This is a genomic window from Ruegeria sp. N4 (genome assembly GCF_056531425.1).
The window spans coordinates 356,022-371,472 of the sequence record NZ_JBQFLT010000001.1 but is presented as its reverse complement, the minus strand read 5'-3'; the positions used below and the strand labels follow the sequence as shown (position 1 = coordinate 371,472).

15 protein-coding genes are annotated in these 15,451 nt (G+C 59.8%); 2 read left to right on the top strand and 13 right to left on the bottom strand.

All coding sequences use genetic code 11. From position 1 onward, the window contains the following. Positions 1–4 precede the first annotated feature (4 nt). Positions 5–643, top strand: a complete 639-nt coding sequence (locus tag ACR0LW_RS01800; protein WP_170450764.1) for a MarC family protein — start codon at positions 5–7, stop codon at positions 641–643. A 186-nt stretch (positions 644–829) separates the two neighbouring features. On the opposite strand, the gene ACR0LW_RS01795 is transcribed toward ACR0LW_RS01800, so the two are convergent. From ACR0LW_RS01795 to sciP, 5 genes are all read right to left on the bottom strand, one after another. Next, on the bottom strand, positions 830–952 hold the full coding sequence (locus tag ACR0LW_RS01795) for a hypothetical protein (RefSeq protein ID WP_480581227.1): 123 nt from the start codon (positions 950–952) through the stop codon (positions 830–832). Between the two features lie 111 nt (positions 953–1,063). Next, positions 1,064–3,154, bottom strand: coding sequence for an ATP-dependent DNA helicase RecG (gene recG, locus ACR0LW_RS01790; protein ID WP_480881427.1), 2,091 nt, complete (start codon positions 3,152–3,154; stop codon positions 1,064–1,066). Then, positions 3,151–5,403, bottom strand: coding sequence for an NAD-dependent DNA ligase LigA (gene ligA / locus ACR0LW_RS01785; RefSeq protein ID WP_480881426.1), 2,253 nt, complete (start codon positions 5,401–5,403; stop codon positions 3,151–3,153). The genes recG and ligA overlap by 4 nt, the downstream gene beginning before the upstream one ends. 123 nt (positions 5,404–5,526) lie before the next feature. Next, positions 5,527–6,243 carry a response regulator transcription factor CtrA gene (gene ctrA / locus ACR0LW_RS01780; protein ID WP_170450769.1) on the bottom strand — a complete coding sequence of 239 codons (717 nt, stop codon included), beginning with the start codon at positions 6,241–6,243 and terminating at the stop codon, positions 5,527–5,529. Between the two features lie 84 nt (positions 6,244–6,327). Next, positions 6,328–6,621, bottom strand: a complete 294-nt coding sequence (sciP, locus tag ACR0LW_RS01775; RefSeq protein ID WP_170450771.1) for a CtrA inhibitor SciP — start codon at positions 6,619–6,621, stop codon at positions 6,328–6,330. A 129-nt stretch (positions 6,622–6,750) separates the two neighbouring features. On the opposite strand from sciP, the gene mnmA reads away from it, so the two are divergent. Next, complete coding sequence (gene mnmA, locus ACR0LW_RS01770; protein WP_480881425.1) at positions 6,751–7,896, top strand: tRNA 2-thiouridine(34) synthase MnmA; 1,146 nt, start codon at positions 6,751–6,753, stop codon at positions 7,894–7,896. Here mnmA and ACR0LW_RS01765 read toward each other — a convergent pair. The 8 genes from ACR0LW_RS01765 to bamA all read right to left on the bottom strand — a co-directional run bounded on the left by ACR0LW_RS01765 (position 7,893) and on the right by bamA (position 15,334). Then, on the bottom strand, positions 7,893–8,438 hold the full coding sequence (locus tag ACR0LW_RS01765) for a carboxymuconolactone decarboxylase family protein (RefSeq protein ID WP_170621786.1): 546 nt from the start codon (positions 8,436–8,438) through the stop codon (positions 7,893–7,895). The genes mnmA and ACR0LW_RS01765 overlap by 4 nt on opposite strands. Before the next feature lie 83 nt (positions 8,439–8,521). Then, positions 8,522–9,097 carry a hypothetical protein gene (locus ACR0LW_RS01760; protein ID WP_480708177.1) on the bottom strand — a complete coding sequence of 192 codons (576 nt, stop codon included), beginning with the start codon at positions 9,095–9,097 and terminating at the stop codon, positions 8,522–8,524. Beyond that, the gene (lpxB, locus tag ACR0LW_RS01755) at positions 9,090–10,256 is read right to left on the bottom strand and encodes a lipid-A-disaccharide synthase (protein WP_480881424.1); all 1,167 of its coding nucleotides are present in this window, start codon (positions 10,254–10,256) and stop codon (positions 9,090–9,092) included. The genes ACR0LW_RS01760 and lpxB overlap by 8 nt, the downstream gene beginning before the upstream one ends. Then, a complete protein-coding gene (locus ACR0LW_RS01750; RefSeq protein WP_480581247.1) occupies positions 10,256–11,050 on the bottom strand; it encodes an LpxI family protein in 795 nt (264 codons plus the stop codon). The genes lpxB and ACR0LW_RS01750 overlap by 1 nt, the downstream gene beginning before the upstream one ends. 4 nt (positions 11,051–11,054) lie before the next feature. Continuing rightward, positions 11,055–11,840 (bottom strand): acyl-ACP--UDP-N-acetylglucosamine O-acyltransferase, encoded by a 786-nt coding sequence (gene lpxA, locus ACR0LW_RS01745; protein WP_170518503.1) that lies wholly within the window; start codon positions 11,838–11,840, stop codon positions 11,055–11,057. Next, positions 11,837–12,310: a 3-hydroxyacyl-ACP dehydratase FabZ gene (gene fabZ, locus ACR0LW_RS01740; RefSeq protein WP_170450786.1), complete on the bottom strand. Its 474-nt coding sequence runs from the start codon at positions 12,308–12,310 to the stop codon at positions 11,837–11,839. The genes lpxA and fabZ overlap by 4 nt, the downstream gene beginning before the upstream one ends. A 72-nt stretch (positions 12,311–12,382) precedes the next feature. After that, positions 12,383–12,967 (bottom strand): OmpH/Skp family outer membrane protein, encoded by a 585-nt coding sequence (locus ACR0LW_RS01735; RefSeq protein ID WP_480780573.1) that lies wholly within the window; start codon positions 12,965–12,967, stop codon positions 12,383–12,385. 6 nt (positions 12,968–12,973) lie between these two features. After that, entirely contained in the window at positions 12,974–15,334 is a 2,361-nt protein-coding gene (gene bamA / locus ACR0LW_RS01730; protein ID WP_170450791.1) for an outer membrane protein assembly factor BamA, read from the bottom strand. Between the last annotated feature and the right edge of the window lie 117 nt (positions 15,335–15,451).

The window sequence follows — 15,451 nt, the reverse complement described above, 5'->3', positions numbered from 1 at the left end:
GGGTGTGAACAATTTACTCGAACATTTTGTGACATTGTGGGTCGTGATTGACCCCATCGGGACGATTCCTGTGTTCATTGCCGTAACCGCCGGGCTTGAGGCTGCCGCGCGACGGCGCACCGCTGTTCTGGCCGCCTTGATCAGCGCCGGCGTTTTGCTGTTTTTCCTGGTGTTCGGCCAGTTGCTGATCGAGGCGCTGGATATCGGCCTGAATTCATTTCAGGTGGCCGGCGGGATCATCCTGTTCCTTTTCGCGCTGACCATGATCTTTGGCGAAAGCAAGCAGGACATGGAACAACGCGCCGCCGAGGATGATAAGGACGACAAAACCCACACGCATAACCCGGCCATCTTTCCGCTTGCCGTGCCGTCCCTCGCCTCACCGGGCGCGATGCTGGCGATTGTGATCCTGACCGACAACAACCGTTACAGCGCGGCAGATCAGGGCATTACCGCGCTGGTCATGCTGTCGGTTCTGGTGATTGCCTTTGTCCTGATGTTGCTGGCCGAGCCGATCATTCGCCTGATCGGACATTCCGGTGCTGCGATTATCAGCCGGGTGATGGGAATGATTCTGGCCTCGGTCGCAGTCAATTCGGTGCTGTCGGCGATGTTGGAAATCATGAAAACCGGCCAGCTATAAAAAAACCGCCGCACCTTCCGGGCGGAAAGGGCGGCGGCAGGCAATGCGTTTCTCGTCTGGGGTCCGGGACACCGCGCGGGGCCGAGGCATGGCCCCTTCAAGGGGTTTGGGACAGGCAGGTCACCCTTGATCGTATTGGGGATGACAGGCGCGGTTTGATCGGCACGAGAGCGCAGGCAGAAAGGCTTAGAATCCAATCGGAAGGTGAAGGGCAACCATCAGCATAACGACCAAGGAAGCCACACCCACCGCATCCTGCAGGATGGTCGGTTGCGAGCGGGTAAAGACTGTCTTGATCTGGGTCAGCATGGGTCACCTCCGGTCAGGGATTTAATCCTTTGTTGACCTTTTGTTCTCATATTTTGCCGAGTCGGTAAAGAACTTTTTGAGAACATTTGTGAACTTTAAGGGATTTATAATCTAACCCACTGAAATCAAACGGATCGCCTGATCCTGTTTCATAAGCCACAGTAGAACACGCGCGGCTTTGCCCCGGTCCGAGGTCAGTTTCGGGTCCGCATTCAACAACGCGCGGGCATCGGATTGCGCAACCGCCATCAACCCGGCCTGCCGCTCCAGATCGGCAATGCGGAATTTCGGCAACCCGGTTTGCGCCGTGCCGATCAGATCGCCCGCGCCGCGCATCTGCAAATCCGTTTCCGAGATGCGAAAGCCGTCCTCGGTCTCGCGCAGCACTTCCAGCCGCTTGCGCCCGCCTTCGCTGAGCGGCGCTTGATACATCAGCAAACAGGTCGAATCCGCGTCGCCCCGACCAACGCGACCGCGCAGCTGGTGTAGTTGCGCCAGACCAAAGATCTCGGCCCGTTCAATCACCATGATCGTAGCGTTGGGTACGTTCACACCAACCTCAATGACCGTCGTGGCCACCAGAACCTTGGTGTCCCCGTTCTGAAACGCTGTCATGGCCGCGTCTTTTTCGGCGGGCGGCATCTGACCATGCACCAGCCCAACGATGCCTTCGCCCAACACCGCCCGCAGACGCTTGAACCGTTCTTCGGCCGCGGTCAGATCCGACACCTCAGATTCGTCGACCAAGGGACACACCCAATAGCACTGTCGCCCCTCATCAATCGCGCGACGCAGATGGGCGACGACCTCATCCATGCGCCCAGTGCTGACAATCGCGGTTTTGATCGGCTTTCGCCCGGGCGGCTTTTCGTCCAGAACTGAAACATCCATGTCGCCATATTGCGCCAGCGCCAGGCTGCGGGGGATCGGTGTCGCCGTCATCACCAAGACATCGGCGCCCTGCCCTTTCTCAGACAATTCCATCCGTTGACGCACTCCGAACCGGTGCTGTTCGTCAACGATGGCGAGCCGAAGGTTTCTGAATGCCACGTCGCTTTGGAATACTGCATGGGTACCGACAAGAATCTGAATATCGCCACGCGCCAAAGCCTCAAGCTTGGCGCGACGCGCGGACCCCTTGTCGCGTCCGGTCAGGATTTCCAGAACAACTCCGGCCTCTTCGGACAAGGGGCGCAGGCCTTCCAGATGTTGACGGGCCAGAATCTCGGTCGGGGCCATCATCACGCCCTGCCCGCCAGCCTCAACCGCGATCAGAAGCGCCATGAACGCGACCAGTGTCTTCCCCGCTCCCACATCGCCCTGCAGCAACCGGTTCATCCGCAAGTCCGAGGCCATATCGGCCGAGATTTCTTCAATCGCGCGGGTTTGCGCCCCGGTCGGCCGATACGGCAGGCTGCGCAGAACTCTGGACTGCAACGCCCCGGTGCTGACACTGGAGATCCCCCGCGCCTTGCGTTCGATCTGCCGCGCCAAAGCCAGGGTCAACTGATGCGCCAACAGCTCATCATAGGCCAAACGTTCCCGGGCCGGAGAGAACGCGGCCACATCATCAGCGCCCTGCGGATGATGGGCGGCGTGAACCGCATCATGCCAGCTTGTCCATTTTTTCTGAGCCAATTGAGCCGGATCAATCCATTCGGCCAATTCAGGCGCGCGGGCCAACGCATTGCGCGCGGCCTTGTAGGCCATTTTTTGCGTCACCCCTTGCGTCAGGTGATAGACCGGTTCGAATTCGGGAATGTCCCGGGCCTGCTCAACCGGCAGCATGTGATCGGGATGCACCATCTGCGCCATCCCGTCGAACAGCTCCAACTTGCCCGAGATCACCCGGCGCGATCCATGCGGCAGCACCTTCTTCAGGTATTCGCCCCGCGCGTGAAAGAACACGAGTTGAAAATCGGCCTGACTGTCCTCGACATGAATTCGATAGGCCCCGCCTTTGTTTCGGGGCGGACGGTGCGGGCCAACAGTCACCTCAACCGTCAGAGTTGTCGGCAGATCAGCCCCTTGGATCGTGTCACGCCTGCGCCGGTCAACCACGGCATATGGCAGCCCAAACAGCACATCGCGCGGGCTTTCGATCCCGCTTTGCATCATGGCCTGTGCGGTTTTGGGGCCGACACCCTCCAGCGTTTCCAACCCGGCAAACAGCGGGAAAAGTTGTTCGGGCCGTCCGCTCATGCGCCGTCGATCAGCTGCAGCCAGCCATCCTCATCCAGCGTTTCGATGCCCAGTTCTGCGGCTTTCTTGGCCTTGGATCCTGCCCCGGGCCCGGCCACCAACAGATCGGTTTTTTTGCTGACCGAGCCTGAGACTTTGGCACCCAAAGCCTCAGCCCTCGCCTTGGCCTCGGCGCGGGTCATCTTTTCCAGCGTTCCGGTGAAGACGACCGTCTTGCCTGCAACCGGGCTGTCCGATGCAGGGGCGTCGGGTGATATGATCGTCAAATGCCGGATCAGGTCATCGAAAGCGCGGCGCTCATCCGAATTGGCAAAGGCATCCGACAGGGACAGGCCCAGCGTTGCGCCGATGCCGTCGATGCCAATCAAATCGGACCAGGCCGTGGCAGCGGCCTCGGGTACATCCGAAGTTGCGATTGCAGCGTCGCGTGCTTCTTTCACGCGGGCCCGACGGTTTTCTTCGGTGGCGGCGATGCGCTCGGCCTCTTCGGCCTGATCGGCGCGTCGCTGCGCCAGTGCGCCCGGGCGGGCCATGTCAATCGCCTGCGCCATAGCCTCCCAAGTCAGGTAGTGTAGCGCCAAGTCGCGCGCGCCAACCTCTCCGACATGGCGAATGCCAAGGGCGAACAGCAAGCGCCCCAGTTCGATGGTTCGTTTTTCGTCAATGGCGTCGAACAGGTTCCTGGCCGACGTCTCACCCCATCCATCCCGGTTCTTGAGCCAAGCCAGATTGCCTGCGTCGCGCGCCTGCAGCGTGAAAATATCTGCCGGAGTGTTGATCGGCAGAACCTCATCGCCATGAAACATCTCAATCTGTTTGGCCCCCAGGCCTTCGATGTCGAACGCTTTCCGGGATACGAAGTGTTTCAGTTTTTCAACCGCTTGCGCAGGACAAATCAACCCGCCGGTACAGCGCCGGACGGCATCACCATCTTCGCGGATGGCGGCACTGTCGCATTCGGGGCATTCTTGCGGGAAAGCGTACGCGATACTGTCTGCCGGGCGTTTGGTCAGATCGACATCGGCCACTTTGGGGATCACGTCCCCGGCGCGATAGACCTGAACCCAATCGCCGACCCGGATGTCCTTGCCGTCGCGGATCGTCCCGCCTTTGGCGTCCCGACCCGCAATATAATCCTCATTATGTAAGGTGGCGTTCGACACGACGACGCCGCCCACTGTCACCGGATGCAGGCGCGCCACGGGGCTGAGGGCGCCGGTGCGCCCGACCTGAATGTCGATCGCTTCCAACCGGGTCCAGGCCAGTTCGGCGGGGAATTTATGGGCGATGGCCCAGCGAGGCGTCGTGGACCGGAACCCCAACCGCGCTTGCAGCGCCAAATCGTTCACTTTGTAGACGACCCCATCGATGTCATATCCAAGGGTTGCACGCTGCGCTTCAATATCGCGGTAATGCGCGAGCATATCTTCTGTCGTATCACAAAGACGCGTCAACGCATTGGTCGAAAACCCAAAATCCTTCAGCCGTTCAATTGCGCCCATCTGAGTATCTGCCAGCGGCTCTGACACCTCGCCCCAGGCATAGGCAAAGAACCGTAGCGGGCGCGCTCGGGTGATTTCCGCATCCAGTTGTCGCAAGGACCCGGCCGCCGCGTTTCTGGGGTTGGCGAATGTCTTCCCTCCGCTCTCCGTCTGGCGCTGATTGAGCGCATCGAAATCCGCGTGGGACATATAGACCTCGCCGCGAACCTCGAGCACGGCTGGCGCGTCTTTGATCTTTTGCGGGATGTCCGAAACCGTGCGGGCGTTTGCGGTGACATTCTCGCCCACCTCTCCATCGCCACGCGTTGCGGCCTGAACCAATTCACCGTCCTCATAACGCAAGGACAGTGACAAACCGTCGATCTTGGGTTCCGCCGTAAAGGCCAGCGGCGCGCCTGCGGCCAACCCGAGGTATTTTCGGATCGACCGGTCGAAATCGCCTACGTCCTCGTCATCAAAGGCATTTCCCAATGACATCATGCGCATCGCATGGGTGACCTTGGAGAAACCGTCTGCGGCCCGGGCGCCGACCTGTTCGCTGGGGCTGTCGGCGCGTTTCAGGTGCGGGAAATGCGCCTCGATCTCGGCATTGCGGCGTCTCAGCGAATCGTATTCGGCGTCCGAAATCTCGGGCGCATCTTCGGCGTGATACAACCGGTTGGCTCGCAAAAGCGCTTTAGCCAAACGCTGCAGCTCGGCGCGGGCTTGGTCTTCGGTCATGTCTGCGGGTGTAATGGAGTTGCTCATGGCCTCGCCCTGTCACGTCTTCTTGGACATCAGTGATAGGGCGAGGCCATGGCCAGGTCCAGACGTGCTGATCCGTGAGTGCGGGTGCCGCCCTGGACCACCGGCGGCACAGGTGTTCTTGTGTCAGGCGCCGACGGCCATACGGGTCTCGTCCACCGTGTTGCTTTGCGGGTCGCGCAGAACGTAGCCACGGCCCCAAACGGTTTCGATATAATTGTCGCCGCCGGTCGCGTTGCTGAGTTTTTTGCGCAGCTTACAGATGAAAACGTCGATGATTTTCAGTTCGGGTTCGTCCATGCCGCCATAGAGATGATTCAGGAACATCTCTTTGGTCAGAGTCGTCCCCTTGCGCAGGCTCAACAGCTCCAGCATCTGGTATTCCTTGCCGGTCAGATGAACCGTCTTGCCATCCACTTCGACCGTTTTTGCATCCAGGTTTACCGCAACGCGACCTGTATGGATCACCGATTGCGAATGCCCCTTGGACCGACGGATGATCGCGTGAATACGTGCCACCAGTTCTTCGCGGTGGAACGGTTTGGTCAGATAATCGTCGGCCCCGAAGCCAAACCCTTTGATTTTGCTTTCAGTGTCATCGGCACCGGACAGGATCAGAATCGGAGTTTCCACCCGCGCGATCCGCAATTGCCGCAAAACTTCGTGCCCGTTCATGTCCGGCAGGTTCAGGTCCAGCAAAATAAGATCGTAATCGTAGAGTTTTGCCAGATCGATCCCCTCTTCCCCCAGATCCGTCGCATACACGTTCAGGTTTGCATGCGTCAGCATCAGTTCGATGCTTTTGGACGTGGTCGGATCATCCTCGACAAGAAGTATTCTCATTTCACTGCTCCAATTCGGGTCAAATATTCCAATTAAAATTAAACCTGACCAAGAATGGTTAATCTGACGTTACCGTTGAATCATTTATTCACTTTCTCCTTTAGGTTGTCGATATTTTTTTAAGGCGGTGACTTTCAGCGCCTCAACACCGTGCTCGGCAACCGCTGCGACCCAGGTGTTGAACTCTTCATCGCTGATGCCATAGCGCTTCTTGGCCTCTGACAGCGTAATCAGCCCATAAAGCACCCCGCGTACGACTACGATCTTGCGCGAGGCCACCCAGCGCCGCGTGTCCGAAGGCGGAAGATCGGCGCGGGACAAAATCGTTCCATCCGGCAGGGTTACGGACCGCGGTCCTTCAACTTTGTGCAAATACATCTTTCAACCCTTTTCCTGCTGCATCAAAGCTGGCACCAGCCTACTTAATGCCGGGTGAAACCGCCCCTTGAGAGTGTCTAGAATTTTCCTATATTCTGCCGGTCTTTCTTAACCCGGACTGGAATCGCCATGGCCCTCGCCGCCGAGACCCAACTCAATTCGCTTGGCTTTGCCAAACCTCCCTCGGAAACGCGGGTGGTTGTTGCCATGTCTGGCGGCGTCGACAGCTCCGTCGTGGCAGCCTATCTGGCCGATCAGGGGTATGACGTGGTGGGCGTGACCTTGCAGCTGTACGACTACGGCGCGGCGCTGGCCAAGAAAGGTGCATGCTGTGCAGGGATCGACATCCACGACGCGCGCCGCGTGGCCGAGGAACGTGGCTTTCCGCATTACGTTCTGGATTACGAGAACATCTTCAAGGACGCGGTGATCGACGAATTCGCCGACAGCTATCTGGCCGGCGCGACACCGGTGCCCTGTATCCGCTGCAATGAACGGGTGAAATTCAAGGATCTGCTGGAAACCGCCAAGGATCTGGAAGCTGATTGCATGGCCACCGGTCACTATATTCAGCGCAAGATGGGCGCGAACGGCCCGGAATTGCACAGTGCCGAGGATGCAAACCGCGACCAGTCCTACTTCCTGTTCTCGACCACGCCCGAACAACTGGATTACCTGCGCTTCCCGCTGGGCCACCTGCCCTCCAAAGACGCAACGCGCGAAATGGCGGCGCAATATGGGCTGGCAGTGGCCGACAAGCCCGACAGTCAGGACATCTGTTTCGTGCCCAACGGCAACTATGCCAGCGTGATCGAGAAGCTGCGCCCTGGTGCTGCGGAACCGGGTGAGATTGTGCACGCCGATGGCCGTGTTCTGGCGCAGCATGACGGGGTGATTCACTACACCATTGGTCAGCGGCGCGGTCTTGGCATCGGTGGGCTGAGCGAGCCACTTTATGTCGTCAAGCTGGACGTGGATAAGAAACAGGTTGTTGTCGGCCCAAAAGAGATGCTGGCCACCCGCACCGTTCCCGTGCGCGAGATCAACTGGCTGGGCGATGAACCCTTCACCTCACGCAGTGAATGGCACTTGTCGGTCAAAGTTCGCTCGACCCGTCCCCCGCGTGAGGCGATCATCCGCCCCCTGTCGGACACCACGGCTGAGGTCGAGTTGCTGACACCCGAAGAAGGTATCTCTCCGGGTCAGGCCTGCGTGTTCTATGCCAATGAAGGCAGCCGCATCTTTGGCGGCGGCTGGATCTGGCGCGGGTATTAAGCCGAGACCGGCTCGACCTCGGGTTCGATCTGGATTTGCAGCGCATCGTTGAACCGGTTGAACGCGCCGCACAGCGCGATGCGCCAGGTCAGTTCGACGATCTGCGCATCGCTGAACCATTCCCGCAGGTCCGCAATCTCGGCATCGCGCATCCGGCCTGAACGGGTTGTCACCGCCTGAGCGTAGAGCACGACCGCCTTGTCGCAGGCGTCCAGTTCGGGGTGATCTTCAACATCGGGCAACCGCGCCGCGCCTTCGGGGCTAAGCCCGGCAACCGTCAGCAATGGCGCGTGATGCGACACGCAATAGTCGCAGGCATTCAGCTTGGACACTGTCACCATCGCCAGTTCCAGCGCCCGGCGCGGCAGAGTTTCCTGCGCGCGCAATGCGGTCAGCATACCGCTCACGTGTTCCAACACCGGCGGGCAATGGGCCGCCACCCGCGCCCAGTTGTCGAACGGGCCGTATGCACCCAGCTCGGTATGGGCCGCGCGGGCCTGCGGAGTCATCTGATCGTCGGTCAATGGGGGAATGCGGGTCATCTGCGATCTCCTTTGGCCGCAGGGTATTGCAGGGCCAGATCGCCGCGACAACAGCGCGGCGATCACAACGCCGAGACGGCGGATCAAAGCACGTCGGTCGGCGAATTGAGCAGGATGTAAAGGCCGACACAGACCATGATATACGGCGCGATCCGATCCAGACGCGCAACACGAGGCCCAAGGTTCTGTGCGTAAGGCGCCCCCCACGCAGCGACCGAGGCCAACAGAACCGCGGCGCAAATCGCTCCGATCAGGGCGACCAGCCGGAAAACCGGGGCCGAATCCGCCAGCAGTGGCGTCATCACTGCGAAACTGTCCACTGACAGGCTTAGAAACAGGGTCACAACCGAAGTCACCGCCCCTTTGGGTCCATCCGCCTGTCGCTCGGCCCCCGAAAACTGCTGCCAGATACCGCGAAGCCCCAAGGCCAAGGGGATCAGCCCCAGATACCCGATCCAGCCCGGAAGGCCGCTTTGACTGACACCGATGGCCACCGCGAAAGCCAGCGACAGCACAATCGCCTGCGCCATGGCGAACCCTGCCACGGCCCGCTTGTGATCCATGACCAGCATCAGCCCCAGCAGCACCGCCAGATTATCGAGATTGGTCGACACCATCGCGATCCCGGCGGACACCGCAAAGAGCAGGTATTCACCCATCTGCGGCCGTCATGCGCTGCAAAACCGCCCTTGCCGCCCGCAGACCTGGCGCTTCGCCGCCGCGGCCCAGACGCTCCATTGTGATCTCCATGGCCTGCCGCTGGGCATCCGGTGCATCCGCAACTTGCGTCAACGCAGCGGCGATCTTGTCCGGTTGGCAGTCATCCAGCAGACATTCGGGAACCGTCCGGGTTTCCGAGACCAGATTGACCAGAGTCACGGTGTCCAGTTGCACCATGCGTTTGGCGATCAGGGTCGTTAGCCAGTTCAGGTTGTAAGCAATCACCATTGGTGTCGCCTGCGCCGCCAGCTCCAGCGAGACCGTCCCCGACGCAGCCAGCGATAGATCGGCCGCCGCAAAGGCTGCTCGTTTCTGGGCCACCGCCTGATCCGAGGGCATATCACGCGGGTCGATCACAACTGGCGATCCGGGCCAGTCGCGCAGATGCTCGGCCACTGTATCAACCATATGGGTCACGGCGGGCACCACGACGCGCGTGTCTGGTCGGGTTCTGAGATACTGCCCCAGCGCCTTCCCAAAGACGGGGGCCAGCCGGTCCACCTCGCCCCGGCGCGAGCCCGGCAAGGCCAGAAGAATGGGCGCATCGCCCAGATCATAGGCGGCCCGGAAATCGCGGATTTCCGTCTCGGTCGCAATTGGTTCGCTGGCGACCGGATGGCCGACAAAGTCGCACTCCATCCCCGCGCGTTCCATATAAGGCGGCTCGAATGGCAGCAGGGCCAGAACGTGATCGATCACCTTGGCCATCTTGTCCGCCCGCCCCGGACGCCAGGCCCAAACGCTGGGAGCCACGTAATGCACGGTGCGAATGTCGCTGGCCGCCTTCACCAGTTTTGCCACACGCAGCGAGAAATCGGGGCTGTCGATAGTGATCAGCACATCGGGCTGCGTGTCAAGCACCGCTTGCGCAGTCTCGGCGATCCGGCGTTTGAGGTGGAAGAACTTGGGCAGGACCTCGACCAGCCCCATGACGCTCAGTTCGGCCATCGGGAAGCGGCTTTCCAACCCTTGCGCCTGCATCAGGGGCCCGCCTACCCCATCGAATTCGATTTCGGGGACAAGGGTCCGTAGTCCCTCCATCAGCGCGCCGCCCAACCGGTCGCCCGAAGGTTCCCCGGCGACCAGATAAACACGCATCAGGAGGCCCGCTCGCGCACGTAAAGGAACAGCCCCAGACGGTCGCATTCGGCAATCACGCGTTCGCGTTGCAGCACCAGAACGCCGCCCTTTTCGATGACGATCCCCGCAAGGCCCGCAGCCACCGCGCCGGACACGGTATCGGGTCCGATCGCAGGCAAATCGGCCCGACGATCCTGATCGGGTTTGGGGCCTTTGAACAACACACCGCCGCCAGCATCGGGCCGCTGAGTCAGAGATTGCAGCATCCAGGCGGTGCCAAAGATGCTTTCGACGGCCAGCACCTGCCGTTGCGAAACCGCACAAGCCTGTCCGATATCAGCGTTGCCCATTGCGCGCAGAACAGTTGCGGCGCGCTCAGCGTCAGCCAGATCAGCCTCGGACGGTTGCGCTTCGGTCAGGCAACCAAGCGGAGGCAGCAAATCGGGCGCAATGTCATGCGCGGCTTGAACGGTCAAGCCAGCATCCTCGAAGATGCCGATCACCGCCCGCAAGGCACCATCGTCGCCAGACATGATTGCCTGCTGCAGGATCGGCACCAAAGGCAGCGTCGCCGCATCGATGCGCGCGGGATCCACCTTGGGCCGCCGAACTGCGCCTGCCATGCAAATTTGGGTCACGCCGCGCGATTTGAGGTCGGCGATGAAACTGCCCAATTGTTCCAGCGGAAACACCAGATCGGGTGTCAGGTTATCGGGCTCGAACCCCTCCATTGCACAGATCAAAGGCCGCTCTGCCAGCGCAGACGCAACCTCCTCCGGTAAAACACCCGTTCCCGCAATCAATGCCAGCATGGGGTTACTTCCTTGGGGTCAGGAACGACCGGTCCGTGTCACCTGTCACAAAGTCGACAATACGGCGCACATATTCGCTTTCGGTATCTTCACCCGCGCGCCGGGCGCGCTCCTGAAAGGTGCCCTCGCCGCCCGACAATTCGCGGAACGCCGCCCGCAAAGCCGAGATATCAGCGCGCGACACGCCGCGACGCTTGAGGCCCACCAGGTTCAGACCATCCAACTCACCGCGCGGTGCCTGTACCAGCCCGTAGGGAATCACGTCGTTGGGCACCATGGTCAGCGCGCCGATAATGGCACCGCGACCCACACGTACCCATTGGTGCAGGCCCGAGATTCCGCCCACAATCACGTCATCCTCGATGATGCAATGACCTGCCGCACCGGCGTGGTTTACCATGATCACGCGATTGCCGATCTGAACGTCATGAGCCACGTGAACACCGGCCATCAGCAAGCAGTCATCGCCAATGCGGGTCACACCGCCGCCGCCTTCGGTGCCGGTGTTGATGGTCACATGTTCGCGGATCCGATTGCGCTGACCGATTTCCAGCCGCGTGTTCTCACCGCCGAACTTCAGGTCCTGCGGGATCTCACCGATGACCGAGAAATTGAAGATCACCGTGTCGTCGCCAACCGACGTTTCGCCGGTGACAACCACATGTGACTTCAGCTCGACCCGGTCCCCCAATCGGACCTGCGCCCCGACATAGCAGAACGGCCCAACGACGCAGTCCTGCCCGATCTGGGCGCCTTCTTCGATGATTGCACTGGGGTGAATGCCGCTCATGTTGTCTTTTCCATGTCCCAGTCAACATAGGCCGAAAACTCAGCTTCGGCGGCAACCTCGCCTTCAACGGTTGCCCGACCGCTGAACTTGAACAGTTTGCCGCCCTTCTTGCCACGGATCGTCTCGACATGCATTTCCAGCACGTCACCCGGAACAACCTTGCGACGGAATTTGCACTTGTCGATGCTCATGAAATAGATCAGCAGTTCGGTGTCGATCACATCCATGCCAACACCCAGCATAACACCGGCGGTCTGAGCCATCGCCTCGACAATGGTCACGCCGGGCATGATCGGGGTTCCGGGGAAATGGCCCTGGAAATGCGGCTCGTTCATGGTGACATTCTTGATGCCACGGGCCGAGTGGTAATCGGTGATATCGACCACCTTATCGACCAGCAGAAACGGATAGCGGTGCGGCAAAATCCGCTGGATCAGCTGAATGTCAGCGCTTTTGGTTTCCGTGGTCATAACTCAAATGTCCCGTTTTGCATTCTCAGTTTCAGCGTGGTTAGCAATACAGGCCCGCAAGGGCAAGCAAACCTATTCGCCTGTCCCGTCCTGCAAGCCGGTTCCATCACCGATTGCAGCATCGATACGCTCAATCGCGGCGCTGGTAATGTCCGAAGTGTCCGAACTGAGCAGCACGCTGGAGCGTTCGAGGATGATGGACGCCCCGTTTTCACGCATAAGATCGATCAGGACCGGGCGCGCCAATTCGTAGAACTTTTGTCGGCTTTCTTCACTGATGCGGCCCAGGGCATCCAGTTTGGCGCGCTGACCCTCGCGATGCGACTGCACTTTGCGATCAAATGCCTCGGCCAGAGGACGGAAGTCTTCGGGCGCCAATTCGGCACGTTTCTCGGTCAGGTCCTTTTCTTCAGTGCTTAGCTCGGCAACGATCCGTTCGTTTTCCTCGGACAGCAGCGTGCCTTCCTGCTCGATCTCGCGCAGCACCCGCTGGCCAAATTCGGATTCGGTGAACAAGCGATCGCTTGAGACTGTCAGCACAACGGTCTGCGTGACGCCCAATTGCTGCGCCGCCGCTGATGTCACGCCAAACAGAGCCAGAAAAACACACAGGGCCCCCAAAGGGCCCTGAATGAGACGTTTGCAAATCCACCGCATCGCGGATCAGAACCGGGCTTGAACGGTCAGGTCAAAGTTCTGCTCGTTGTCGAACTCTTCTTTTTTCAGAGCTTTCGAGAAGTTGAACCGCAGCGGGCCGAAGGGCGTTTCCCACAGGACCGAGACGCCGATAACGTGACGGATCGATCCGTTGGCACCGACGATGTTCGCCCCCGCCGTGTTCACGTTGTCGATGTTGTAGAGGTTCCCGACGTCATAGAACACACCGCCGCGCAGACCCAGTTCCTCTGGCAGGCCCAGCGGGAAATCCGACTCGAACCGGGCAACCCAGTAGTAGTTGCCGCCGATGGCATCGTCCTGACCGTTGGACAGGTCACGCGGGCCAAGACCCGCGGGTTCAAACCCGCGGAATGTGTTCGGCCCCAGAAGGAAGCGGTCAATTGTGCGGCTGAAATCGTTGCCTGTCCAATGCAAGGCACCCAGTTCCAGTGTCGCGCGCAATACCACTTCTTCGCTTAGGACGCGGGTCTGTGCGATACCGCGCGCGGTTGTTCTGAAGAACTCGTTGTCGCCACCCAGACCAGCCGCATCAACACCAACTTCGAACAGCACACCGGCATTCGGGTTCAGGCCGCCAAGACGGCTGTCATAGACATAAGACACACCGATCGAACTGGTCGTCCGCTTGCCCTGATCGATTTCCGAGGAAATGACCGCGCCGTTGATCTCATCATCCTGCTGCGTCATCTCGCTGCGTTCCCAGCCGTACCGCAGGCGAAGCGAGGACAGCTCGCCAATCGCATAGGTCAGCTGCGGGTTAAAGAACACGCGCTCGGTATCGTAGCTTGCAAAACCCGAGTTCGTACCGGCCAGACCGAGGCCCAGATCGAAACGCAGCCGACGTCCCAACAGATAAGGTTCGGTAAAGTTGATGGTGTATTGCTCGGAATCCTGCGCCGTCGACAGGGTCAAACCCAGGTTCTGGCCGCGACCGAGGAAGTTGGATTCGTTCAGGCCAATCGCAATCCCGAAGCCATCCGAGGCCGAGAAGCTACCACCAAGGCTGAGCGATCCGGTCGGTTGCTCTTCGACATCCACATCCAGAATAACCTGGCTGGGCGAGGACCCTTCGCGCGGTTCGACATTTGCAACGGCAAAGAAGCCTAGTGCGTTGATGCGTTCCGCTGCTTGCCGGATCTCACGCGGGTTGAAGGGGTCGCCTTCGACCGTGTCGAACTGACGCCGGATCACGCGGTCAAGCGTGGTGGTGTTGCCTTCAATATCGATCCGCTCAACAAAAATGCGCGGGCCTTTGCTAAGGACAAATTCGACATCCAGCGTCAGATCGCGTGGGTTGCGGGTCACCCGAGGTTCGACCCGCAGGAAATCGACACCTTGCCGGATCCCCAAACGCTCCTGCCGGGCAATCGAGTTCTCGATCAGTGTGGGGGAATAGGTCACGCCCGGTTTGATCTTCAGCGCTTCCTGATACGGGGCCGGATCGACGCCGGGAATTTCGCTGACAGTCGTGATCTTGCCGAACGAGAATTTCTGCCCCTCGGTCACATTCATGACGAGGAAGAAGGCATCACGCTCGCGGGTGAATTCCACATTTGCGCTGTTTACGCGGAAGTCGATATAGCCGCGCGACAGGTAGAAATCGCGGATAACCTGTTTGTCGAACTCGATCCGGTCACCGATGAAAGTGTCGCTGCGGAAGAAGGTGCGCAGGAAGGTCGCTTGTTTGGTTTCCAGCACACGGCGCAGGCGGCGGTCCGAATAGGCCCGGTTGCCGACAAAGCTGACACGCTCAACCTCGATCGTTGTGCCTTCGGCGACCTCAAAGACCAGATCCACGCGATTGTCGCTGCGGCGGATGATGCGCGGGATTACGGTTGCGGCGACCCGGCCCTGGGCCGAATAGACCTCGGCAATCAGATCCGCGTCGGTTTCCGCGACCTGAGGGGTGAAAACGCGTCGTGGCTGGGACGAAATCACTTCGAGCAGGACATCGTCTTTGACGCGACGATTCCCTTCGATGCTGATTTGGTTGATCGTCGGGTATTCCTGTACCTCGATCAGCAGGGTTGTGCCGCGCGGGGTCAGTTCGACTGTTTCAAAAACACCACTGTCAAGCAAACGCTGGAACGCGTCGTTCAACTGACCGGTTGTGACGGTTTGCCCCGGTTCGATCCCCGTTCTGGCGATGATCGTCCCCGTCTCGATGCGGCGGTTTCCTTCCACCTCGAACGAGTTGATGGTGAAACTTTGCGCCTGTGCCGTATTCGGCAATGCCAGTAAGCTGGCGGCAACAAAAAGGAAAAGAAACGTCAGCGATTGCCACAAAATCTTGTTTGTAGACTTACGCCCCCCGCAGGATGTGCCCGCGCCTCGCCCGTCGGTCATTTTTTTCTCAACCCAGAATTTTAAGACTTTAATGCTGAGTAGCGGGAATGGATGGGGTTGTCAAAAGGCCAAAAAGCGCATCCGGCATTTGATGGCCTTTAGGGCGTGAAAAGACGG

Excerpts from the sequence above, each read along its gene's own strand:
- ctrA (WP_170450769.1), bottom strand. The coding sequence starts at position 6,243 with ATGAGAATACTTCTTGTCGAGGATGATCCGACCACGTCCAAAAGCATC.
- ACR0LW_RS01750 (WP_480581247.1), bottom strand. The coding sequence starts at position 11,050 with ATGCTGGCATTGATTGCGGGAACGGGTGTTTTACCGGAGGAGGTTGCG.
- recG (WP_480881427.1), bottom strand. The coding sequence starts at position 3,154 with ATGAGCGGACGGCCCGAACAACTTTTCCCGCTGTTTGCCGGGTTGGAA.
- ACR0LW_RS01735 (WP_480780573.1), bottom strand. The coding sequence starts at position 12,967 with ATGCGGTGGATTTGCAAACGTCTCATTCAGGGCCCTTTGGGGGCCCTG.
- ACR0LW_RS01795 (WP_480581227.1), bottom strand. The coding sequence starts at position 952 with ATGCTGACCCAGATCAAGACAGTCTTTACCCGCTCGCAACCGACCATC.
- sciP (WP_170450771.1), bottom strand. The coding sequence starts at position 6,621 with ATGTATTTGCACAAAGTTGAAGGACCGCGGTCCGTAACCCTGCCGGAT.
- ACR0LW_RS01760 (WP_480708177.1), bottom strand. The coding sequence starts at position 9,097 with ATGGGTGAATACCTGCTCTTTGCGGTGTCCGCCGGGATCGCGATGGTG.
- lpxB (WP_480881424.1), bottom strand. The coding sequence starts at position 10,256 with ATGCGTGTTTATCTGGTCGCCGGGGAACCTTCGGGCGACCGGTTGGGC.
- fabZ (WP_170450786.1), bottom strand. The coding sequence starts at position 12,310 with ATGACCACGGAAACCAAAAGCGCTGACATTCAGCTGATCCAGCGGATT.
- bamA (WP_170450791.1), bottom strand. The coding sequence starts at position 15,334 with ATGACCGACGGGCGAGGCGCGGGCACATCCTGCGGGGGGCGTAAGTCT.
- ACR0LW_RS01765 (WP_170621786.1), bottom strand. The coding sequence starts at position 8,438 with ATGACCCGCATTCCCCCATTGACCGACGATCAGATGACTCCGCAGGCC.
- mnmA (WP_480881425.1), top strand. The coding sequence starts at position 6,751 with ATGGCCCTCGCCGCCGAGACCCAACTCAATTCGCTTGGCTTTGCCAAA.
- lpxA (WP_170518503.1), bottom strand. The coding sequence starts at position 11,840 with ATGAGCGGCATTCACCCCAGTGCAATCATCGAAGAAGGCGCCCAGATC.
- ligA (WP_480881426.1), bottom strand. The coding sequence starts at position 5,403 with ATGAGCAACTCCATTACACCCGCAGACATGACCGAAGACCAAGCCCGC.